This is a genomic window from Streptomyces doebereineriae (genome assembly GCF_031845645.1).
Taxonomy (GTDB): Bacteria; Actinomycetota; Actinomycetes; order Streptomycetales; family Streptomycetaceae; genus Streptomyces; species Streptomyces canus.
In genome coordinates, this window is sequence record NZ_JAVREZ010000007.1 from 236,569 (window position 1) to 257,179 (window position 20,611).

General features: G+C 71.9%; 21 protein-coding genes. 8 read left to right on the forward strand and 13 right to left on the reverse strand.

The annotated features are described in order from the left end of the window. Nucleotides 1-4 precede the first annotated feature (4 nt). The gene (locus RNB18_RS21965) at nt 5-484 is read left to right on the forward strand and encodes a hypothetical protein (protein ID WP_311715805.1); all 480 of its coding nucleotides are present in this window, start codon (nt 5-7) and stop codon (nt 482-484) included. Then, on the forward strand, nt 481-957 hold the full coding sequence (locus tag RNB18_RS21970) for a hypothetical protein (protein WP_311715806.1): 477 nt from the start codon (nt 481-483) through the stop codon (nt 955-957). Before RNB18_RS21965 ends, RNB18_RS21970 begins: the two co-directional genes overlap by 4 nt. Here RNB18_RS21970 and RNB18_RS21975 read toward each other — a convergent pair. From RNB18_RS21975 to RNB18_RS21985, 3 genes are all read right to left on the reverse strand, one after another. Continuing rightward, nucleotides 926-1,669 (reverse strand): class I SAM-dependent methyltransferase, encoded by a 744-nt coding sequence (locus tag RNB18_RS21975; RefSeq protein WP_311715807.1) that lies wholly within the window; start codon nt 1,667-1,669, stop codon nt 926-928. The genes RNB18_RS21970 and RNB18_RS21975 overlap by 32 nt on opposite strands. A gap of 4 nt (nt 1,670-1,673) precedes the next feature. Beyond that, entirely contained in the window at nt 1,674-1,979 is a 306-nt protein-coding gene (locus RNB18_RS21980; RefSeq protein ID WP_057608199.1) for a 4a-hydroxytetrahydrobiopterin dehydratase, read from the reverse strand. Nucleotides 1,980-2,062: 83 nt separating this feature from the next. After that, the gene (locus RNB18_RS21985; protein ID WP_311716023.1) at nt 2,063-3,136 is read right to left on the reverse strand and encodes an ADP-ribosylglycohydrolase family protein; all 1,074 of its coding nucleotides are present in this window, start codon (nt 3,134-3,136) and stop codon (nt 2,063-2,065) included. Nucleotides 3,137-3,184: 48 nt separating this feature from the next. Here RNB18_RS21985 and RNB18_RS21990 point away from each other — a divergent pair, with 48 nt between their 5' ends. The 4 genes from RNB18_RS21990 to narJ all read left to right on the forward strand — a co-directional run bounded on the left by RNB18_RS21990 (nt 3,185) and on the right by narJ (nt 6,507). After that, on the forward strand, nt 3,185-4,012 hold the full coding sequence (locus RNB18_RS21990; protein WP_311715808.1) for a helix-turn-helix domain-containing protein: 828 nt from the start codon (nt 3,185-3,187) through the stop codon (nt 4,010-4,012). A 188-nt stretch (nt 4,013-4,200) separates the two neighbouring features. Further along, nucleotides 4,201-5,064, forward strand: a complete 864-nt coding sequence (locus RNB18_RS21995; protein WP_311715809.1) for a helix-turn-helix domain-containing protein — start codon at nt 4,201-4,203, stop codon at nt 5,062-5,064. A 16-nt stretch (nt 5,065-5,080) separates the two neighbouring features. Continuing rightward, nucleotides 5,081-5,875, forward strand: a complete 795-nt coding sequence (locus tag RNB18_RS22000) for an SAM-dependent methyltransferase (RefSeq protein WP_311715810.1) — start codon at nt 5,081-5,083, stop codon at nt 5,873-5,875. A gap of 146 nt (nt 5,876-6,021) precedes the next feature. Next, entirely contained in the window at nt 6,022-6,507 is a 486-nt protein-coding gene (narJ, locus tag RNB18_RS22005; protein ID WP_311715811.1) for a nitrate reductase molybdenum cofactor assembly chaperone, read from the forward strand. A gap of 7 nt (nt 6,508-6,514) precedes the next feature. Here the strand turns inward: narJ and dnaK are convergent, their stop codons facing one another. From dnaK to RNB18_RS22045, 8 genes are all read right to left on the reverse strand, one after another. After that, nucleotides 6,515-8,374: a molecular chaperone DnaK gene (gene dnaK / locus RNB18_RS22010; RefSeq protein ID WP_311715812.1), complete on the reverse strand. Its 1,860-nt coding sequence runs from the start codon at nt 8,372-8,374 to the stop codon at nt 6,515-6,517. Nucleotides 8,375-8,471: 97 nt separating this feature from the next. Then, a complete protein-coding gene (locus RNB18_RS22015) occupies nt 8,472-9,230 on the reverse strand; it encodes a glycerophosphodiester phosphodiesterase family protein (protein ID WP_311715813.1) in 759 nt (252 codons plus the stop codon). A gap of 7 nt (nt 9,231-9,237) precedes the next feature. After that, nucleotides 9,238-10,596, reverse strand: a complete 1,359-nt coding sequence (locus tag RNB18_RS22020) for a magnesium transporter CorA family protein (protein ID WP_311715814.1) — start codon at nt 10,594-10,596, stop codon at nt 9,238-9,240. 94 nt (nt 10,597-10,690) lie between these two features. Continuing rightward, nucleotides 10,691-11,119, reverse strand: a complete 429-nt coding sequence (locus tag RNB18_RS22025) for an OsmC family protein (protein ID WP_280861541.1) — start codon at nt 11,117-11,119, stop codon at nt 10,691-10,693. A gap of 64 nt (nt 11,120-11,183) precedes the next feature. Next, on the reverse strand, nt 11,184-12,914 hold the full coding sequence (locus RNB18_RS22030; protein WP_394817654.1) for a vWA domain-containing protein: 1,731 nt from the start codon (nt 12,912-12,914) through the stop codon (nt 11,184-11,186). A 59-nt stretch (nt 12,915-12,973) separates the two neighbouring features. Continuing rightward, complete coding sequence (locus tag RNB18_RS22035; protein WP_311715816.1) at nt 12,974-14,035, reverse strand: ATP-binding protein; 1,062 nt, start codon at nt 14,033-14,035, stop codon at nt 12,974-12,976. A 104-nt stretch (nt 14,036-14,139) separates the two neighbouring features. Next, entirely contained in the window at nt 14,140-16,215 is a 2,076-nt protein-coding gene (locus RNB18_RS22040; protein ID WP_311715817.1) for a phage holin family protein, read from the reverse strand. A gap of 68 nt (nt 16,216-16,283) precedes the next feature. Further along, nucleotides 16,284-16,685, reverse strand: coding sequence for a hypothetical protein (locus tag RNB18_RS22045; protein WP_031045739.1), 402 nt, complete (start codon nt 16,683-16,685; stop codon nt 16,284-16,286). Between the two features lie 83 nt (nt 16,686-16,768). Between RNB18_RS22045 and RNB18_RS22050 the strand changes: the two genes are divergently transcribed. Then, the gene (locus RNB18_RS22050; RefSeq protein ID WP_311715818.1) at nt 16,769-17,542 is read left to right on the forward strand and encodes an MBL fold metallo-hydrolase; all 774 of its coding nucleotides are present in this window, start codon (nt 16,769-16,771) and stop codon (nt 17,540-17,542) included. Further along, nucleotides 17,539-18,153 carry a DedA family protein gene (locus RNB18_RS22055; protein ID WP_311715819.1) on the forward strand — a complete coding sequence of 205 codons (615 nt, stop codon included), beginning with the start codon at nt 17,539-17,541 and terminating at the stop codon, nt 18,151-18,153. The genes RNB18_RS22050 and RNB18_RS22055 overlap by 4 nt, the downstream gene beginning before the upstream one ends. Here RNB18_RS22055 and RNB18_RS22060 read toward each other — a convergent pair. Together RNB18_RS22060 and RNB18_RS22065 are read right to left on the reverse strand one after the other, a co-directional pair. Next, the gene (locus RNB18_RS22060; protein WP_311715820.1) at nt 18,113-19,225 is read right to left on the reverse strand and encodes an MBL fold metallo-hydrolase; all 1,113 of its coding nucleotides are present in this window, start codon (nt 19,223-19,225) and stop codon (nt 18,113-18,115) included. The two genes, RNB18_RS22055 and RNB18_RS22060, sit on opposite strands and share 41 nt — an antisense overlap. Next, nucleotides 19,222-20,466, reverse strand: a complete 1,245-nt coding sequence (locus RNB18_RS22065) for an aminotransferase class I/II-fold pyridoxal phosphate-dependent enzyme (RefSeq protein ID WP_311715821.1) — start codon at nt 20,464-20,466, stop codon at nt 19,222-19,224. The genes RNB18_RS22060 and RNB18_RS22065 overlap by 4 nt, the downstream gene beginning before the upstream one ends. Nucleotides 20,467-20,611: the final 145 nt, after the last annotated feature.

The window sequence follows — 20,611 nt, forward strand, 5'->3', positions numbered from 1 at the left end:
GCGCATGGCCTTCACCGAGAAGCTGCTGACCGTGCGACCACCGATCGAGGTCGCCGGGCGGCACATCAAGCGCTACCACGTCACCGCCGACCCGGCCGGCATCGCGCCCGACGTCGAGAAGGCGGCGTACGAGATCCTCCCGGAGCTGCTGCCGGAGCCGGACGGCACCCCGCCCGCGGCCTTCGCCGTCCTGCACCGGGGCGCGGACACCGGCGCCTACCTCAACGTCTACAGCTGGGTGTGGGACAACGTGCTCCACTTCCGGGGTGCCGCCGCCGGGCAGCCGGCGCTCCGGTGCCCGGACGTCGACCCCACGCACTTCGTCACACCGGACCTGCCCTGGATCGGCTGCGTCTTCGAGCTCCCGCCGATCCTGCACGAACGGGACGCCTGGGTACGGCATCTGCTCGCACCCGAAGTCCCTGACCTGGCCGCCTACTTGGCCGATTCCCTGCCCGAAGGAACCACGGGAGACCGCGCATGAGCAGTCCGCACGACTTCGACTTCTTCCACGGCGACTGGAAGGTCGTGAACCGCCGCCGCACCGACTTCCTCGACCCGGACAGCGGGTGGGAGGAGTTCCCTGCGACCAGCCGTTGCCGTCCGCTGTTCGACGGGGCCGCGAACGTCGACGAGATCGACATGCCGCACCTCGGAGCCAAGGGCGCGACCCTGCGGCTCTTCGACCGCGAGACCGAGCAGTGGTCGCTGAACTGGGCCGCGAGCCGCAGCGGGAAGCTGTACCCGCCGGTGACCGGACGGTTCGAGGGCGGCCGCGGCGAGTTCTACGGCGACGACTCCTACCACGGGAAGGACGTGCGGGTGCGGTTCGTGTGGGCGGACGTCTCAGCGGCCGGAGCCCGCTGGGAGCAGGCGTTCTCCGCCGACGGCGGGGAGACCTGGGTGACCAACTGGACCATGGACTTCAGCCGGCCTTCCGGTACGCCCGGAGGCTGAACACCGGGTCGGGGCGCGGGAGTTCCTGGTCGGGCAGCGCCTCCAGGCGGTTGGCGAACCGTTCCGTGAGCGGGTCGCCGGGCGGCAGCCGGGTGAACCAGCCGCGCCGCAGGTCGGCGGCGGTACGCCGGGGGCTGCGGCCCTGCCCCCGGCCCGGGAAACGGGCCTGCCCGGCCGGGTGCAGAAGGTGGGCGGCGGCGTACGACTCGACGAGCGGCGCCGCGTCCGGGGCCGGGCGGCGCGGCCGCCGGGCGAGGACGGCGTCGATGTCGCTGCCCACATCGTGTGCGGCGGCCTTGTCGACGGTGGTCACGTAGACCCCGCCGGGTCTGAGGACCCGGGCGCATTCGGCGACCGCGGCGCGGACGTCCTCGGGCCGGTCGAGCAGGTGCAGCAGCCACACGCTGGTGACCGCGTCGAACATCCCGTCGGGGAACGGCAGCGCACGGCCGTCGGCGAGCACGACCGCGCCGGGCAGCCGTACGGCGGCCATACGGGCCATGCCGTACGTCAGGTCGGCGCCCGACACCCGGGTCGCGGGCCGGGCGGCGGCGAGTCTGCGGGTGACGATCCCGGTGCCGCAGGCCACGTCGAGGAGCCGCCGGGTCTGCGCGGGGATCAGCCCGAGCACGGCGTCCGCGGCCGCGGCGGCCCGGGGCTCGCCGCCGCGGGTGACGTCGTAGGCGTCGGCCTCCTTGTCGTAGTCGAGCACGGCCTCACTGGGCTCCGTGACCCTGGGCGAGCGCCTCCACCCGCTGCGCGAGCTCGAAGTCCTTCGCGGTGACGGCGCCGCCCGCGCTGTGCGTGTGCACGGACAGCGCGACCGTGTTGTAGCCGAGGGTGAGGTCGGAGTGGTGGTCGAGCTCCTCCTGGACCTGGGCGATGTGGACGACCATCGCGGTCGCGGCGAAGTGCGTGCCGAGGCGGTACGAACGGGTGAGGCGGCCGTCGTCGACGGACCAGCCCGGCAGTTCCGCGAGCCGGTCCTCGATCTCCTTCTGCGACAGGGGTTCGACGGGCATGACCTCGCTCCTTCCACGGTTGGGGGTACCTGTCCAGGCTCCCACAAGGCGACAGTCGCGGCCCTGGTCAGGGGGTTCCCCGGTCAGAGGCGGACACACGCCCCGGCAAGGTCGTCCGCGACCGCGGCGATCGCGCCCCGCCCCTCCACCCGCTCCACCCACTCCTGCGGCAAACCGACGTCACCGTGACGCGCGCCGACCAGGTTTCCGCAGATCGAACCGGTGGAGTCGCTGTCGCCGGAGTGGTTGACGGACAGCAGGAGCGCATGGCGGACGTCGCGGAGGTGGGGGTGGGCCAGTGCGCTGTAGACGCCGATGGCGAGTGCCTCCTCGGCGACCCAGCCGGCGCCGAGGGACTCGACCTTCCCGGCCGTCGGCTCACCACCCTGCGCGACAAGGTCGACGGCGCGTCCCAGTGCGGTCAAGGTCTCCTCATGGCCGGGGTGGCGTGCCAGCAGCCGCATCGCCCGCAGCACCGCGCCCTCCAGGGAGTCGCCGGCGACGAGGTGCGCGACGATCGCGGCGAACGCGCCCGCCGCGTAGTAGCCGGTCGGGTGGCCGTGGGTGATCTGGGCGCCGCGGGCGGCCTTCTCGAAGGCTTCCTGTCCTGTGTCGCACAGACCGAAGGGGGCCGAGCGCATGACCGTGCCGCAGCCCTTGGAGTCGGGGTTGACGTGGCCGGGCTTGCCTTCGAGCGCGAGCCACGGCTCGGGGTGGTACCGCTGGGCGGTCCCGGAGAGACAGGCGTTGCCGGGGGCGCGCCGGGAGTAGAGCCACGCCTGGTCGACCAGGCTGCCGCGGGGGCTGCCTTCCGGCACGGTGGCGTGCTCGGGGCCCGGCTTGCCCTGGGTCTCCAGCCACCGCTCGTAGCTCCAGCTCAGCAGCCGGGACCAGGCGCCGCTGACACCTCGCTCCTGCTCCCGCCGGACGGCCTGGGTGAGGGCCTCGGCGGTGAAGAGGGTCATCTGGGTGTCGTCGCTGATCAGCCCGACCGCGCCGTACGCGCCGGGCAGGAAGCCGGTGACTCCGCGCTCGCCGTGGGCGGAGCGGATACGGTCCAGAGAGGCGAACTCGATCGGGTAACCGAGGGCGTCCCCGATCGCCCCGCCCAGCAGGCAGCCCCGCACCCTGGCGCGGTACACCGCAGCGCTCTCCATCGTCCATGGCCCGATCAACGCACCCACTCCTCGACTACGGTCGTATGCATGGCCATTATTCCCTCCGGCAAGGTCACCACCGCCTCCGACCAGGGCGTCGGTCCGCTTCTGCGTGCCTGGCGGGAGCAACGGCGGGTCAGTCAGCTGGAGTTGGCGCTGCGGGCGGACTCCAGCGCCCGGCACATCAGCTTCGTCGAGACGGGACGCTCCCGCCCGAGCGAGGAGATGGTGCTGCGGCTCGCAGAGCACCTGGACGTGCCGGTACGGGAGCGCAATGCGCTGCTCCTCGCGGCGGGGTACGCCCCGCGCTTCCCGGAGACGCCGCTGGACGACCCGTCCCTGGACGCCCTGCGGGAGGGGATCGAGCGGCTGATCCAGGGCTATGAGCCCTACCCCGCTCTGGTGTTCGATGCCGCGTACCATGTCGTGGCCGCGAACCGGGGCATCATGATGCTCCTCGACGGCATCCCGGAGTCCCTGCTCCGGCCCCCTCTCAACACCATGCGGCTCACCCTGCACCCCGAGGGCCTCGCCCCGCGCATCCGCAACCTGCGGGAGTGGCGCGGCCATCTGCTGGAACAGATGCGGCGGCAGATCGCCCTGCGCCGCTCCGAGTCGCTGCGGAAGCTGTACGCGGAGGTGTCGGCGTACCCGGTGACGGTCCCCGAGACCGACGACAGCCCCGAACAGACGGATCCCGTCCCGTACTTCGCGCTGCCGATGCGGATCGAGCACGAGGGCCGCACGCTGTCGTTCATCTCGTCCACGTCCACGTTCAACACACCCATGGACGTGACGGTCGCCGAGCTGGCCATCGAGACGTTCCTCCCGGCAGACCCGTCGACGGTCAAGTACCTTCACTCACTGCTGCCCTGACGACGCGTGGGAGACGGATCCCGGACCGGAGTGCGCCGGCCCGGAACCCGTGACCACCACGATCCCGGCCGCCCGGCTCCCGGTCGATTACGCGGAAGGTAATGAAGGGGAAGCGGTCGTGACCGGTGAGACCGGCACGGGGACATGGCACACTGCACGCAAGCTTCGACGCGTAGGGGAGGCGTGGCGTGAGTGAGCGGCGACCTGCGCCGACCGTGGGCCAGGTGGTGCTCGGCAGACGGCTTCAGGAACTGCGGGAGGCGGCCGGCCTCAAGCGCGAGGAGGCCGCGCAGGTACTGCGGGTGGCCCCCGCGACCGTGCGGCGCATAGAAATGGCCGAGGTCGCCCTGAAGATCCCGTATGTCCAGGTGCTTCTGGAGACGTACGGCGTCTCAGGGGAACAGGTCGAGGCCTTCGTCCAGCTGGCCGAGGAGGCGAACAAACCGGGCTGGTGGCAGCGGTTCCACGATGTGCTGCCCGAGTGGTTCAGCCTGTACGTGAGCCTGGAGGGCGCGGCCGGGATCATCCGGTCCTACGAGCCGCACTTCGTGCCCGGACTGCTGCAGACCGAGGACTACGCGCGTGCCGTCATGGAGGCCGGGACCATCGGGCAGGCGGGTTCTGAGGCACTGGAGCGGCATGTGTCGCTGCGCATGGCCCGGCAGCGACTGCTGGAGCGCCCGAACGCACCCCATCTGTGGGTGATCATGGACGAGACGGTGCTGCGCCGCCCGGTGAGCATCCGCTCCGAGGTGATGCGCGAGCAGCTGGACAAGCTCCTGGAGTTCGCGGAGCGCGACCGGGTCACGCTCCAGGTGTGCGAGTTCGAGGAGGGCCCGCACCCGGGGACGTACGCGCCTTTCTCGCTGTTCCGCTTCTCCGAGCCGGAGCTGCCCGACCTGGTCTTCACCGAGTACCTGACCGGTGCGCTGTATCTCGACTCCCGCCAGGAGGTCGCCACGCATCTGGAGGTCCTGGACCACATGTCGGCGCGAGCCGCGTCGGCCGAGCGCACGAAGAAGCTGCTGCGGGAGCGCCGCGAGGACTTCTGAGGGGAGAGGACACCGCATGACCGGATCCGACGCACCCGGAATCGACACGAGCCGCCCGCACCCGGCGCGGGTGTACGACTGGTGGCTGGGTGGCAAGGACAACTACCCGGTGGACGAGGCACTGGCCCGCAAGATCCTCGAGGTGGACCCCACCGTGGTGCGCGGGGCGCGTGCCAACCGCCGCTTCATGCACCGGGCGGTGCGGACGGCCGCGGAGGCCGGTGTCCGCCAGTTCCTCGACATCGGCACCGGCATCCCCACCGAGCCCAATCTGCACCAGGTGGCGCAGGAGGTCGCCCCCGAGTCGAAGGTCGTGTACGCGGACAACGACCCGATCGTCCTGAGGCACGCGCAGGCCCTGCTGCACAGCACCCCCGAGGGCGCCACGAACTACGTGCACGCGGACGTCCGCGACCCGGACACCATCCTGCGGCCGGCCGCCGAGACCCTGGACTTCTCGGAGCCGATCGCACTGTCCCTGGTGGCGCTCACGCACTACCTGGACGACGACGCGTACGGGCTGCTCAAACGGTACGTCGCCGAGCTCGCCCCGGGCAGTTTCGTGATCCTCTCGCAGGTCACGCCCGATCTGAGCCCCGCGGCCATCGAGAAGGCAGCCGAGCAGTTCCGCCGCAACGGCACCCCCTTCTTCCCCCGCTCGCTCGCCGAGTTCTCCCGCTTCTTCGCCGGGCTTGAGCTGCTCGGCCCCGGGGTGATCCCGGTGTCGGGCTGGCGTCCGGGTCCGGAGGACGTGGCGGCCCAGGCGGAGGGCATCGTGCCGGTGTACGCGGGGGTCGCGCGCAAGGCCTGACCCGTACGGGTGCCGTGAACGGGTGCGCTCCCGCGCCCCGCCCTAGGTTCGAAGCAGCCGCGGGCAGGCCGAGGGAGCGCACGTGACCGACACCCGGACACCGCCGCGACCGCGATACGAGACACGGACGACGCTGAGGAGACCTGATGCCCTCGGACGCAGTGCTGTACCAGGCGGCGGCGCTCTGCCTGACGTATCCCGACGACGACTTCCGCGCGCGGCTGCCGCTGCTGCGTGAGGCGGCCCCGCAGCTGCGGGAGTTCGTCGACCACGCTGCGGTGATGCCCGCGCAGGACCTGGCGGCGCACTACGTCCGGGTCTTCGACTTCGGGAACCGGCACAGTCTGTATCTGAGCTCGTGGCAGGACGGGGACACACGGCGCGGTATGTCGCCGGCGCGGTTCCAGAACGTCTACCGGGCCGCCGGGCTGGAGTTCACCGGTGAGGAACTGCCGGACTTCCTGCCCTCGGTGCTGGAGTTCGCGGCCCGCACCGGGGACATCGACCTGCTCACCGAGCACCGCGACGCTCTGGAGCAACTCCGTTCCCGGCTCACCGGCTTCGGCACGCCGTACGCGACGGTCCTCGACGCCGTGTGCGCCACGCTGCCGACCGCGGGGACGGTGGTCTGACAGGGCCTCAGGCGGCCCCGCCCTTCTGGTCCTTCTCGTCGTCCACGATCTCCGCGTCGACGACGCCCTCCTCCTCCTGTTGCGGTGCGGCCGGTTCGTCCTGCGGGGGCGGTTGCTGGGCCTGGGCGTACATCGCCTGGCCCATCTTCTGGCTGACGGAGGCGAGGTTCTCGACACCGCCCCGGAGGGTGTTCGTGTCGGCGTTCTCCTCCAGGAGCCGCTTCAGTTCCGCGACCGCCGACGCGACCTCCGTCTTCGTGTCGGCGGGGACCTTGTCGCCGTTCTCCCGGACGAACTTCTCGGTCTGGTAGACGAGTTGCTCGGCCTGGTTGCGGGTCTCGGCGGCCTCGCGGCGGTTGCGGTCCTCCTCGGCGTACTGCTCGGCCTCGCGCATCATGCGGTCGATGTCGTCCTTGGGCAGCGCCGATCCGCCGGTGACCGTCATCTTCTGTTCGCGCCCGGTCGCGAGGTCCTTGGCCGAGACGTGCATGATCCCGTTGGCGTCGATGTCGAACGCGACCTCGATCTGGGGGACGCCTCGCGGGGCGGGCGGCAGGCCGGTCAGGTCGAAGACGCCGAGTTTCTTGTTGTACGCGGCGATCTCGCGTTCCCCCTGGTAGACCTGGATGCCGACCGAGGGCTGGTTGTCGGTCGCGGTGGTGAAGATCTCCGAACGGCGGGTGGGGATCGTGGTGTTGCGCTCGATGAGCTTCGTCATGATGCCGCCCTTGGTCTCGATCCCCAGGGACAGCGGGGTGACGTCGAGGAGGAGCACATCCTTCACGTCGCCGCGGATGACGCCCGCCTGGAGCGCCGCGCCGACCGCCACGACCTCGTCCGGGTTGACCCCCTTGTGCGGGTCCTTGCCCGTGAGCTCCTTGACCAGGTCCGTGACCGCGGGCATCCGCGTGGAGCCGCCGACGAGGATCACGTGGTCGATCGCGGCGAGCTTGATGCCGGCGTCCTTGACCGCCTGGTGGAAGGGGGTCTTGCAGCGGTCGAGCAGATCGGCGGTGAGCTCCTGGAACTGGGCGCGGGTCAGCTTCTCGTCGAGGTGCAGGGGCCCCTCGGCGGAGGCGGTGATGTAGGGCAGGTTGATCGTGGTCTCGGAGGACGACGACAGTTCGATCTTCGCCTTCTCGGCTCCCTCGCGCAGCCGTTGCAGCGCCATCTTGTCCTTGCCGAGGTCGACGCCGTACTGCCCCTGGAACTTCTTCACGAGGTGCTCGACGACCCGCTGGTCCCAGTCGTCGCCGCCCAGGTGGGTGTCGCCGTTGGTCGCCTTGACCTCGATGACCCCGTCGCCGATCTCCAGCAGGGACACGTCGAAGGTGCCGCCGCCCAGGTCGAAGACCAGGACCGTCTGCTCCTCGCCCCGGTCCAGGCCGTACGCCAGCGCGGCCGCCGTGGGTTCGTTGATGATCCTCAGGACCTTCAGCCCCGCGATCTCCCCGGCCTCCTTGGTGGCCTGCCGCTGGGAGTCGTCGAAGTAGGCGGGCACCGTGATCACGGCGTCGGTGACGTCCTCGCCGAGATAGGACTCGGCGTCCCGCTTCAGCTTCTGCAGCACCCGCGCCGACAGCTCCTGCGCCCGGTACCGGGTGCCGTCGATTGAGCCCTGGTCCGGGAAGCGCCAGCTCCCGTCGCCCATGTGCCGTTTCACGGAGCGCGCGGTGCGCTCGACGTTGGTCACGGCCTGCCGCTTGGCGACCTCGCCCACCAGCACCTCGCCGTTCTTCGCGAAGGCCACGACCGACGGTGTGGTCCTGGCCCCCTCCGCGTTGGCGACGACCGTGGGTTCACCGCCCTCCAGCACGGCGACCACCGAATTCGTGGTCCCGAGATCGATCCCTACCGCTCGTGCCATCGCTGTCCCCTTCCGCCAGGGATGTCCGCCAGGGAGCCGTCCCGCACTCCAGCACAAAACTTGAGTGCGCTCTTGTCAATGGCGCGGGTGGCCCTGCTCAGGGGGACGAGTACCCCGGCTCACGCTCCTCGTGCGCCTCCCCGCGCAGCGCGACGGCCCGTCGCGGCCGGTCGGTGATCAGGACGTCGACGCGTGGATGGCCCAGAAACGCCCGCATCAGGGTGTCGTCGTTGACCGTCCAGACCATGGTGAACAGGTCGTGCCGGGCCGCCTGGCGGAGCACGTTGGCGCGGGCCAGCCGCTGGTGCACGGCCACCCCGCTCGCGCCGCAGGCGCGCACCCGGCGCATCGGCAGCAGCTCGCTGAGCCGGGTGCCGGCAAGGCGGGCCCGGGCGATCTCCTTGCGGTCGCGCCCCAGCGACAGCGCGGTGCGCACGTGCGGGAAGGCTCGTGCGATGGCCGCGACGGATCGGTCCTCGAGAGTCGTGGCGACGAAGCCGTCCGCGCCGAGCAGGGCGACCGCCCGATCGATCAGCTCGCGCTCGTAGCCGCTCTCCTTCAGGTCCAGGTGCCCGGCCAGCTTTCCCGCGATCAGGGACATCACCTCGTCGACGACCGGCACGGGACGACCGGACCGTTCGTTGAGCTCGGCGTGGGTGATCTCGCTGAGCCGTGGGCCGGTGTGCCCCACCCGGGGGTCGTGGTGGACGACGAAGACCCCGTCCGCCGTACGCCGGATGTCGAACTCGACGTACTCCGCCCCGGACCGGATCGCGTCCTCGTAGGCCTCCCAGGTCGCGGCCCCGGCACGCTCGGATCCGCCCCGGTGGGCGGAGACGGCGGGACGTCGTGACATACGGCTCTCAGCTTCCGGACGGTGGACGGGACGGCGACCGCGGGGCGGGCACCGGGGCGGCCGTCGGGGTCGCCAGCAGCGCGCCGGAGCGCCTGCTGACCCGCCTGAGCAGGAGGTATCCGATCACGGCGAGGGCGATGAAGGGAAGCCAGGCCAGCAGGTAGGCCGGGAGGTAGTGGGCGTCGAAGATGGACCGCCGATTGTCCACGTTCGAGGCGTTGGCCCCGAAGAACGCCAGCAGCAGCGTCGGCGGCAGAGCGATGCCGGTGGCCACCGCGACGAGCGCCGACACCGTACGGTCCCTGCGGTCGTCGCGCTCGGCGAGCTGGGCCTGCAGAGCGGCCGAGCGGGCGCTGATCACCGAGGTCAGACGCTCGACCATCCTGGCGGAGTTGTCCAGGCTGTCGGGGATGCCGAGGGCGTCGCGCAGCGAGGACTGGAAGGCCTCCATGACCATCTCGGGGATCAGCAGGCTGTCGACGTACGCCTCGACGCCGAAGGCCAGGTCCAGCTGGAGTTCGTTCACGCCGTCGGAGAGAGTGGAGATCAGCCTGCGGATCTCGTACGGCGACTCGGCCGCGGCCCGTTCGTTGGCGCGCATGGTCTCGAAGGCGGCCAGCCGGGTGCGCTGCAGGACGGCGAGGGCGGAGATCACGCCGACGGCGACCAGGATCAGTCCGTTCTCCACGTGCTCGGCCCAGCCGGCGTGCACGGAGACCCCGCGGCCGTGCGCGGAGAGGGTGCGGCCGTTCTTGTGGAGGTGGGGCGGCTCGGACGTGGACAGCCGGCCGCGGTAGACGATCTCATTCAGCAGGGTGGGCAGGCGGGTCTCGTCGGGGCCCAGCAGGTCGTTCTCCAAGTCGCCACCGGGAAAGACCAGTTGGTGGACGTTCTGGCCGAAGGCGAGCGGCTCCCGCGGGGCGAGCCGTCCGCCCAGCGAGTCGAGCAGGGCTCTGGTGCCGAGCGTGATCCGATCCCGGTCGAAGCAGGTGTCGGCGAGCCACGCCGCGAGGGCGGAAGGAGGCGTCTGTCCGGCGAACCCGCAGTCCAGGGCCAGGGTGATGTCCCCGCGCGGGGTGGCGAGGACGGCGATCTCGACGGACGCGAGGTCGAGGCCGTGGTCGCCGTGCGGCAGCCGCAACTCCTCGGGGGCCACGTCCTCGACGAGCACCGGCACGGGCAGCACCGCCTCGCTGGACTTCAGGTGCAGGGCGAAGCGGCCGAAGTCGAATCTGTCGACGAGGCTGCCCAGCGAGGGCCGCCCCGGGTCCAGACGGCCGGTGAGGCTGAACAGCACGACGACACGGGTGAGTTCACGGGTGCCGGAGTCGAGTGCCGCCGTACCGCCGGCCGTTCCCACCGTCATCGCGTTCCCTCCCGCACCACCGAACCGATCCCCGAACCGCGCCGCGCGCAGACCGCCCCGGACGAGCGGCCTGCGCGACCTGGTGCCTTCGGGTTCAGGCGAGCTTCGCGTCCAGTGTGATCGGTACGGCCTTCAGGGCCTGGCTGACCGGGCAGTTGACCTTGGCCTGCTCGGCGGCGGCCACGAAACCCTCCTCGTCGAGACCCGGCACGGTGCCCTCGACGGTGAGGTGGATGCCGGTGATGCCCTCTCCCGGCTGGAAGGTGACATCGGCGGAGGTGATGAGCTTGGTGGGCGGGGTGCCGGCCCCGGCGAGGGCGTGCGAGAACGCCATGGAGAAGCAGCTGGAGTGGGCGGCCGCGATCAGCTCCTCGGGGCTGGTCTTGCCGTTCGCCTCCTGGGTGCGGGCAGCCCACGTCACCGGCTGCTCGTCGATGGCACCGGAGGAATCGAAGGTGACGACACCGTTGCCCTCGAGGAGGTTGCCTTCCCAGACGGTGTGTGCGGAGCGCGTGGTAGCCACGGTCAGTCCTTTCGTGTGGTCCCGCTGACGGGGGTGTACGGGAACCATCCGATCACACTACGGCTCAGCTCACGCGGAAGACCGGCCCCCCTGCGGTGAACGGCAGACTGGCCCCCTGCGGGATCAGATAGGCGTGCTCGCGCCGGACGCGCAGCACATCGCACCAGCCGTCGGTGATCACCAGCACGGGCGCGCTCGCGGGGAAGTCGTCTGCGCGGTGCAGCAGGTCGATGCCGGGCTGCAGGACGGTGCCGCCGCGGCCGTGCACCCGGACCCGCTCGGCGATCTCGGTGACGGGCAGATAGCCGGCGTCGTGCGGGGCCGCGTCGCAGAACACGACCCGGGCGGCCGGTACGTCCCGGGCCTCGGCGTACGAGGCGATCGCGCCGAGTGCCTTGCCGAGCAGGGTGCGGTTCATCGACCCGGAGGTGTCCAGGACCACGCCGAAGGTGCAGCGGGCGATCTCCTCGGGCGGGAAGTACCGGCCGGCGCGCGGGATGTCGGGGGTGGACGACTGACGGCGCGAGGGACGGGCGTAGGACCGCACGGGCTGGGGGCTGGGCACGAACTCGTCGAACCAGCGGGCGAGTTGCGCGTCCCAGGGCAGCGGCGGATGGCTGAGCGCGCGGATCTCCTCGACCAGGCCGCCGGGCAGGAACCCGCGCTCCTGCCGCTGGTGCAGGTCGAGGCCCTGGGCGAGGCCACGGCGGTAGAACTCGTCGAGGTCGACGTAGTCGCGGGGCGAGCCGAGCGGGCCGCCGAGGATGTCGCCGGCGCCCTTGCCGCGGAGGGTGGCCAGCCGGCGCATGCGGCGCAGATCGCCTGCGATGCGGTCGTAGACCTCCTCGGAGGAGAGGCCGGTGAGCTCGGGGTCGTACAGCAGGCCCTCGGGCATGGTGCCGATGCGCATCTCGTTGAGCCAGCCGTTGATGACGTAGTCGCAGGCGATGTTGAAGAGGTAGGGGTCGCGGGTGCCGCAGCGGTCGCCGTGGCGCAGGGCGGCGTGCAGCATCTCGTGGGCGAGGATGAACCGCCATTCCTCGTCGTCGAAGCGGCGCATCGGGTTGATGTAGATCTCGGCGGCCTCGGCGTTGACGGCGGCGATGGCGATGCCGTGGGCGCGGGCGAGTTCGGCGTCGGCGACCAGTTTGATGCCGGCCGCGATGCCGCCGAGCAGCGGGTAGGAGGAGATGAACCAGCTCAGGGCCTGCTGCCAGGGGCGCAGCGTGGGCGCCTCGCCGTCGAGGGAGTCGCGGCGGCCGCCCGCCATGTCCATCGCCGCGGACACGGTCCGGGTCAGGGCGGTGGCGAACGCCAGCTGCCAGTCGGGCGGCTGGGACCAGCCCACCCACCTGAGCAGCAGCTGGTCGGGCTCGGGGCCCGCCGTACCGCAGTGTTCGTAGACGGCCGGGATGCCGTCGCGCCGCCAGCGGGCGGCGAGTTGCTCCTCGTCGCCGTCGGGGTAGGAAGCGGGCAGGTGCTCGGGGGTCCTGCCGACGGGGAAGCCGAGCAGGAAACGGTTGACGACGAGACAGCGGGCGGCGAGGTCGAAGCGGTCGGGCTGGATGCGTTCGCTCTTCACCGCCGGTACGTGGCCGAAGCCGAGGTGCAGGACGGCGTGGGCGAGCGCCCAGGCCCAGGCGGTGGGTTCGGCGAGCCGGTCGGGGTGGGCGTGGAGATCGCCGTCGGAGTCGACGACCACGAGCCCGTCCCGGGGCGCGAACCGGCACTCCTGCCGGCGGCAGACGTCGAACTCGACGGCCGCGAGGGCGGGGTTGGCCCGCATCAGCTTCATTCCCTCGGCGAACGCCTCACCCGCCAGGTCCCGCTTCTTCTTCTTTTCGGGGCTTCGGTTCACCGCCGCGCCTCCACCAGCCGGGGCATGTCACGGGCCGCCTCGACGAGGAACCAGGAGGGCAGTACGGGGTTGCCGTCGGCATCGGAGGCGATGACGGTCTGGGCGACCTCGACGGAGATCTCGGCGAGCTGGACGAGCAGCGACTTGGCGCGGTACGCGGTCTGGCGGCCGGCCGCCGACATGTGCTCCTTGCTGACCGGGAGTTCGCTGATCAGGCGGCCGCGGAAGGACTCGGCGAGGTAGTAGAGCAGGTCGCGGTCCTCCAGGCGGTTCGGCCAGCGTGCGTCGCCCTTGATGATCGCCTCGATCCCGAACCGGCTGCGCACGATCTTGACGTAGCCGCAGAACGCGGTCGCGTGCCTGGGCGTCAGCGTGCCGTGCGCGAGGACCTTCAGGGTCTCCTCGTCGAGGTCCCGGCCGAAGGAGTGCAGCGCGTCGGAGAGCATGTGCCAGGAGCGGGGCGTGGAGAAGGGCTCCTCGGTCTTCGGCGGCTTGGACCACAGGTGGTCGGGCCGGTCGGTGAGGTGGTCGAGGATCCAGGGGTGGATGCCGTTCTCGGCGGCCCAGACCAGCCAGTCCTTCGCGGACGCCTCCAGATGGACATGGGTGAGACGGTTGACGAGGGCGGAGGCGATGGGCCGGGCGAGGGCGTTGTCGGTGGCCCGGTTTCCGGCACCGATGACGATGGAGCCCTTGGGGAGTTCGTAGTCGCCGATACGGCGGTCCAGGATCAGCGAGTAGAACGCCTTCTGCACATCCGGCGTGGCCGCGTTCAGCTCGTCCAGGAACAGACAGTACGGCTCGTCGCGGGCGATGGATTCCGGCGGACAGAACACCGACCGGCCGTCCCGGATCTGGGGCACCCCGATGAGGTCCTCGGGAGCGAGCTGCGTACCGATCAGGCTCACGCACTCCAGCCCCAGCGAGGCGGCGAACTCCCTGACGAGGGACGACTTGCCGATGCCGGGGGCACCCCAGACGAAGACGGGCCGCACGGTGGCGAGGCCGAGGAGAAGCTCGGGGATACGGGAGGGCGACACGGTGACGGCAGCCTGCAAAGCGGTGGCTCCAGGGAGTGTTCGAGAAAGGGATGCTCGAACAGTGTCTGCGCCGGGCCGGACGAACGCAGCTGGTTTTTCTCAGCCCGCCCGCAGCCGAACGACTACGCGGCCTTCTCCTCGGCCTTCTGCACCGGCACTTGAGGACCCCCGGCCTCGTCGAGCCACCCCCGCAGCACGTCGTGCACCCGCTCCGCCCCGGCAAGCCCCTCGGGCGGCGCGGACAGGGCGAGCGGCGACAACAGGAACGGCTTGGCCTGCGCACCCCCCAGCCCACCGTGCGACCCGATCTGCTCCTCGAAGGCGAGCACCTCCCCCTCCGCCGGGTCGTACCAGGAGTTGACCATGATGTCGGCGGTGTGCGGAAAGGAGTGCGTACGCCGTACCGCCTCGACCGCGCCAGGCCCGAAGTCCGCCAACGGCCCCGGATTCTCGTCCAGTTGCTCCAGCGGGATCTCCGTACCGAACGGCCCCAGCACCACCCCACCGTGCTCCTCGCTGCTCACCAGGAGGAAACCGACACCAGGATGATTGGCGAGAGTGGTCAGCAGAGCCGGGTGTCTCGCGTCCATCTCCTCCTTGCTCATCCGGTGATGCACGTCCGGGAAGGAGACAAGGCCGAGGTTGCCGGAGGCCAGCACGATCGGCTCGGAGTCGCGCGCGGGCCGGTACTGCTCACGCCCCTCCTTGCCCGGCCGGCGCAGCGCGGCACGGACGGCGGCGCGGGCCTCGGCCCCGCTGTGGGTGCGCTCGGCCTTGCGCGACACGGGCAGCCCGCAGCCGGCCCGGACCAGGTCGCCGAGGGTGAGCCCGTAGCGGGTGCGGAAGGTCTCGCCGGGGCTCTGGCCGTGGTCGGAGAGGACGACGATGCGGTACGGGCGCGGGGCGTGTTCGGCGACGTTCTCGATCAGGGCGAGCGAGCGGTCCAGGCGCTGAAGGACCTTCGCGGCGTCGCGGCTCGTCGGCCCGGAGTGGTGGGCGACCTCGTCGTAGGCGACGAGGTCGGCGTAGACGGCCGTACGCCCGGCGAGCATGTCGCCCATGACGGCGGCGACCACGACATCGCGTTCCACGACGGTCGCGAAGGCGCGGACGAGCGGGTACAGGCCCCCGCGGCCCACCCGGGGACGGTCCTTGCGTATCCGGGTGCGGGTCGACTGGCCGATCTCGCGGCCGACCTCGGCGAGGAACGACATGGCGGTGCGGACGGCGTTGGCGGGGTCGGAGAAGTAGGCGAAGTAGCCGGCCCTGGAGCGGGTCTCACGGCTGCGGCGGCGGGTGGCGATGGACAGGACGAGGGCCTGTTCCTCCGCGCCGCCCGAGAAGAGGTTGCCTCGGCTCGCGCCGTCGACGGCGAGCAGTCCGCCGTGTCCCGCCTGTGCCACGGCCCGGTGCTGGAGTTCGACGGCGCTGGTCGGGCGGTTGCAGACCATCACCTCGCCGCGGTCCTTCTCGTACCAGCGGAAGGCGGGGACGTCGTGGTTGCTGCCGTGCAGGATGCCGAGCTGGCTGGCACCGGTCTGGCTGGACCAGTCGGTGCGCCAGGGGGTGAGCCGGTGGGTGGGGCGTACCCCACGGCCGGAGTGGTCGCCGTGGCCCAGCCATCGGGCGATCGTCGGCATGAGTCCGTTGCGGACCGCGGCCAGCAGGACGTCGTGGCCCACTCCGTCGAGCTGGAGGAAGACCGTGCCGGGGGTGGCCGGACCCACGGGGCCGCGTCTGCGGCGGCGGTCGGCGAGACGGTACAGGCGGCGCCGGTAGGCGTCGTCGTCGCGCACCGCGAGGGCACCGCCGGTGGCGGAGGCGACCGCGGACATCACGGCGGCCACCACGACCGCGGTCTCCGGGGCGGCGTCGCCGCGCTCGGCGGGGTTCAGGCGCAGGGCGAGCAGCAGCAGTGCCCCGTTGAGGAAGAAGACCAGGAGCCCGAGCACCAGGGTCGGTACGAGCAGGAACAGCCGTACGAGCAGCGGCCACACGACGGCCGACAGCACACCGAAGGCACCGGCGCCGAACGCCGCCGTGACCGCGATCCGGGTCGCGCTGTCACCGGTCGGGGACTGGAGCCGGAAGTCCGGCAGGATGCCCGCCAGCACCAGCATCGTCAGGGTCGAGACGACCCATACCGTGACGCTCCGCCCGACCTGACTGGCCACCCGCCGCCAACGCCTTGCACGCACGCCCCGTACACCTCACGTCCCGGCCCGTCGTCGGTGCGGGCGCTGGGACCAGCGTGTCATACGGGTGGCTAACGGCCGTCGTATCCCGCCGTCGGCATCGACAGCCTGCGGTGCACCCTGGCCTTCATCTGGGCGTCGTAGAGGGGCTCCGCGAAGCCCACCGTCTCGACCCGTACCCCCCGGCGGGCGCACTCTGCGGTGAACTCCTCCACGGAGGACAGGGCGCTCTCCAGGACCCTGCGGCTCGGGGCCACGAAGAGGTCCCGCCCCGCCCGTACCCCGTCCCACAGCACGCAGTGGTCGGCCCTGAGCCCCCGCACCAGCAGCTCCCGCCGCACGGTGTACCCCCGCTCCGCGGCCCAGCGCGCGCACATCGCGTGCTGGCTGCGGGAGTCCACCAGGAAGGGGTCGGCGTCCAGCTCCTCCAGCGGCGTCAGACTCGCGATCGCCGTGACATGAACCGCTCCCATGGTGTCCCCCTCACCTCCGGGTTTCGCCGCCGACCCTACTCCAGCCCGTAGGCTTCGGGGAGTCGCGCGAAGGAGGCAAAGAGGTGCCGGTGGAGATCACCTGGTGGGGCCATGCCACCTGCACGGTGACGGATTCGGACGTACGTGTGCTCACCGACCCTCTGTTCGCCCGCCGTCTCGCCCATCTGCGCCGGCGCCGCGGTGCGGTACCGCCGCCCGGCGCCCGGCGTGCGGACGTGGCCCTCGTCTCCCATCTGCACGCCGACCACCTGCATGTTCCCTCGCTGGCCCGGCTCGAGCCGGGCACGCGCCTGTTCGTGCCCCGGGGCGCACCACGCCAGGTGCCGGGGATGCGCCGACTCACCCACCTCCGGGTGGACGAGGTGGCGCCCGGCGACGAGCGACGCGTCGGCGACCTCCTGATACGCGTGGTCCCGGCCTGGCACGACGGGCGCCGGCTGCCGGTCGGGCCGCACCGCTCCCCCGCGCTCGGTTACGTCGTCGAGGGCTCGGCGCGGACGTACTTCGCCGGGGACACCGGGCTGTTCGACGACATGGCCAAGGAGGTCGGGCCGGTCGACGTGGCGTTGCTGCCGGTCGGCGGATGGGGGCCGTATCTCGGGGAGGGACACCTCGACGCCGGGCGCGCGGCCCAGGCCCTGGCGCGGTTGGCGCCGCGCAGTGCGGTGCCGGTGCACTACGGAACGTACTGGCCGATCGGGATGGACGCGGTGCGGCCGCATGAGTTCCATGCGCCGGGTGCGGAGTTCGTGCGGCTGGCGGCGGAGTTCGCGCCGGGCGTGGATGTGCACCGGCTGGAGCACGGGGAGAGCGTGCGGCTGGAGGTTGCGCGATGACGTGGCTCGCGGCCGCCACCACGGGGGCGACGCCGGGGGCTGCCGGACAGGCGATCGGGTACCCGACGTTGTTCCTGCTGGTGTTTCTGGGAGCGTTGGTACCGGTGGTGCCCACCGGGGCGCTGGTGAGTTCGGCCGCCGTCGTGGCGTTTCATCAGACGGCGCCTCTCGCTCTGCTGTTTGTGTTCGTCACGGCCTCCAGCGCCGCGTTTCTCGGCGACATCGCCCTGTACTGGCTGGGGCGGCGGGGGATGAAGTCGAAGAACGGGTCGCGGTGGCTGGAGGCGCTTCGGTCCCGGGCGCCGGAGGAGCGGCTCTCCCAGGCGCAGGGGAAGCTGGCCGACCACGGGGTGGCCGTCCTCGTCCTTTCCCGGCTGGTGCCGGCGGGGCGGATTCCGGTGATGCTGGCCTGTCTCATGGCCGAATGGCCGTTGCGGCGGTTCGTCCGGGGGAATCTGCCGGCTTGTCTGGCCTGGGCCGTGACGTATCAGCTGATCGGGATTCTGGGTGGGTCGCTGTTCCCGGAGCCTTGGCAGGGTGTGGTGGCGGCGGTCGCGCTGACCGTGGCGATCAGCGCGGCGCCGACGGTGTGGAAGCGGGTCCGTTCCTAGGGACGCTCCCAGGGCGCTTCCAGGGGTGCTCCAGCACCCGTGAGCCCCCGATCGGCAGGTCCCACAGGTCCTCGCGTGCCAGGCCCGCCTTCTCCCACGCCTGCCTGACCCTCTTCAGCGGTTCCAGCACCGGTTCCGCCGACAGCACGAACGTCGCCCAGTGCATGGGGGCCATGCGGCGGGCGCCCAGGTCCTGGGCCGCTCGCACCGCCTCCTCCGGGTCGCAGTGCACGTCGCTGAGCCACCAGCGGGGGTCGTAGGCGCCGATCGGCAGGAGGGCGAGGTCGATGCCGGGATAGCGGTGGCCGATACGGGAGAACCAGTGGCCGTAGCCCGTGTCGCCCGCGAAGTAGACGCGCTGCCCGTCCTGCGCGGTGAGGACCCAGCCGCCCCAGAGGGTGCGACAGGTGTCCGTGAGGGAGCGCTTGGACCAGTGGTGGGCGGGCACGAAGTCGAAGCGCACGCCGTGCAGTTCGGCCGCCTCCCACCAGTCCAGTTCGGTCACGGCGGTGAAGCGGCGGCGGTGGAACCAGCGGGCCAGTCCGGCCGGGACGAAGACCGGGGTGTCGCGCGGGAGGCGGCGCAGGGTCGGGGCGTCCAGGTGGTCGTAGTGGTTGTGGCTGATGACGACCGCATCGATGCGCGGCAGAGCGTCCCAGTCGATGCCGACCGGGGTGATGCGGGCCGGGGTGCCGAGGATGCGGCGGGACCAGACCGGGTCGGTGAGGACGGTCAGGCCGCCGATCCGCACCACCCAACTGGCGTGCCCCGCCCAGGAGACGGCGACCGTGCGGGCATCGACGGCGGGGACCGGGGCGGGCGCGTAGGGCAGTTTCGGGATGTCGGCGAGGCCCTCGGGCCCGGGGCGTACGGCGCCCTCGCGGGCGAAGCGGGCCATGGCCTTCAGGCCGGGCAGCGGGGCGGTCAGACGGTCGTGGAAGGACCGCGGCCACGCTCTGCGCTCCCCCAGCGGGCGGGGTTCGGCGAGCGGCGGGGACGGCGGCGCGAAGGAGGGGGCCGGGGGCTCGTCGGCCACTCGGGGGCGGGTGGTCGACTCGGACTGCTGCGTCATCGAGGAGGCTCCCATCGCTGAGCGTCGTCGCGGAGGTCGTCGAAGACCGACTCCAGGGTGATCAACGCGCGTTGCACGTGCGGCAGTTCCAACGGTGTGGGTGAGGTGAGGCATTCCGCGCGTTCCTCGTCGGAACCGCCGAGCAGGGGGCCGGTGGACAGCCGTACGCGCAGCGCGCCGAGGTCGTCGCCGAAGCGGTGGCCGCCGGGTGCGGGCATGCCGAGCCGGGCGGTGAGGAAGTCCTCCAGGTCCTGGGCGTCTCCGACGCCGTGCGCGGCGAGCGCGGGGCGCAGGGGGTCGAGGTCGACGTAGAGGTGGCGGCCGGCCCGCGGGGGCCGGGAGAGCGCGCCCGCACCGATGACGGCAGAGTGCGCCGCGGCGGCCACACACGCGTGGAGGCGTCCTACGGCGGCGCGGTGGGCGGTGACCGGTTCGGGCTCGGTGAGGGCATATGCGGCGGCCGCGGCGACGGGGGCGGCGATGCGGGCGCCGAGGGCGGTCAGGACGTCCAGCACGCGCGCGTGGAGGCCGTCACCGTCGCCGTTCGCCGGGAAGCGGGCGAAGGCGGCCGGCCAGCCGGTCGGGAGCAGGCTGCCGGCCAGGTCGGTGACGACGGTGACCCGGTCGGGCAGCATCTCGGCGGGGCTGAGCAGGACCGTCTCGCGCGGGGCGTGCACGGTGTCGCGCCAGGTCTCGTCGCTGACCAGGTGCAGACCCTCGCCCGCGGCGGCCTCGACGGTCTCGTGCAGCACCTCGGGCGGGGCGACGGTGGCGGTGGGGTCGTCGGCGACGGACAGCACCAGCAGCCGGGGGTCACCGCCCTCGGCACGCACTCGGCGCACGGTCTCCAGAAGGGCGTACGGATCCGGGACACCGCCGCACTCGGCCGGTGTCGCCACGTGGAATACGCGTCTGCCCAACAGGCGTGCGTACGGCGCCCACCAGGCGGCGCAGGGGCGGGGCACCAGGACGTCGCCGCCGATTGCGGCGGTCAGGGCGAGCAGGAGGGAGGGGGCGCCGGGGGCGGCGGCCACGTGGTCGGGTTCGGCGGGCAGACCGCGCCGGGCCGCGTAGTCGCAGGCGGCCTCCAGGAGCGGGGTGCCGCCGCCGACCGGTTCGGCGTGGGGGCGGCCCGCCGCGGCGGCGAGAACGGCGGTGAGTTCGGGCAGTACGGGAAGCCCGTCGTCGGGCAGCGGAGGGCCGTAGCGGACGGGGCCGTGGCCCTCCGGGTCGGTCCGCATCGGTCACCTCCGTAAGGCGCTGTCCGGTGGCTCGTCCGGTCCACCGTCTCGTGTTCTCGCGCCTGGCGCGCTCCTCGCGCTCTGAGTACCCACGGTGCCGCCCGGCCATGGGCACCCGTGCGGGTTGCGCCCGTCACACGGACCT

Excerpts from the sequence above, each read along its gene's own strand:
- RNB18_RS21965 (WP_311715805.1), top strand. The coding sequence starts at position 5 with ATGGCCTTCACCGAGAAGCTGCTGACCGTGCGACCACCGATCGAGGTC.
- RNB18_RS21970 (WP_311715806.1), top strand. The coding sequence starts at position 481 with ATGAGCAGTCCGCACGACTTCGACTTCTTCCACGGCGACTGGAAGGTC.
- RNB18_RS21980 (WP_057608199.1), bottom strand. The coding sequence starts at position 1,979 with ATGCCCGTCGAACCCCTGTCGCAGAAGGAGATCGAGGACCGGCTCGCG.
- RNB18_RS21985 (WP_311716023.1), bottom strand. The coding sequence starts at position 3,136 with ATGGAGAGCGCTGCGGTGTACCGCGCCAGGGTGCGGGGCTGCCTGCTG.
- RNB18_RS21990 (WP_311715808.1), top strand. The coding sequence starts at position 3,185 with ATGGCCATTATTCCCTCCGGCAAGGTCACCACCGCCTCCGACCAGGGC.
- RNB18_RS22000 (WP_311715810.1), top strand. The coding sequence starts at position 5,081 with ATGACCGGATCCGACGCACCCGGAATCGACACGAGCCGCCCGCACCCG.
- narJ (WP_311715811.1), top strand. The coding sequence starts at position 6,022 with ATGCCCTCGGACGCAGTGCTGTACCAGGCGGCGGCGCTCTGCCTGACG.
- dnaK (WP_311715812.1), bottom strand. The coding sequence starts at position 8,374 with ATGGCACGAGCGGTAGGGATCGATCTCGGGACCACGAATTCGGTGGTC.
- RNB18_RS22015 (WP_311715813.1), bottom strand. The coding sequence starts at position 9,230 with ATGTCACGACGTCCCGCCGTCTCCGCCCACCGGGGCGGATCCGAGCGT.
- RNB18_RS22020 (WP_311715814.1), bottom strand. The coding sequence starts at position 10,596 with ATGACGGTGGGAACGGCCGGCGGTACGGCGGCACTCGACTCCGGCACC.
- RNB18_RS22030 (WP_394817654.1), bottom strand. The coding sequence starts at position 12,914 with ATGAAGCTGATGCGGGCCAACCCCGCCCTCGCGGCCGTCGAGTTCGAC.
- RNB18_RS22045 (WP_031045739.1), bottom strand. The coding sequence starts at position 16,685 with ATGGGAGCGGTTCATGTCACGGCGATCGCGAGTCTGACGCCGCTGGAG.
- RNB18_RS22055 (WP_311715819.1), top strand. The coding sequence starts at position 17,539 with ATGACGTGGCTCGCGGCCGCCACCACGGGGGCGACGCCGGGGGCTGCC.
- RNB18_RS22060 (WP_311715820.1), bottom strand. The coding sequence starts at position 19,225 with ATGACGCAGCAGTCCGAGTCGACCACCCGCCCCCGAGTGGCCGACGAG.
- RNB18_RS22065 (WP_311715821.1), bottom strand. The coding sequence starts at position 20,466 with ATGCGGACCGACCCGGAGGGCCACGGCCCCGTCCGCTACGGCCCTCCG.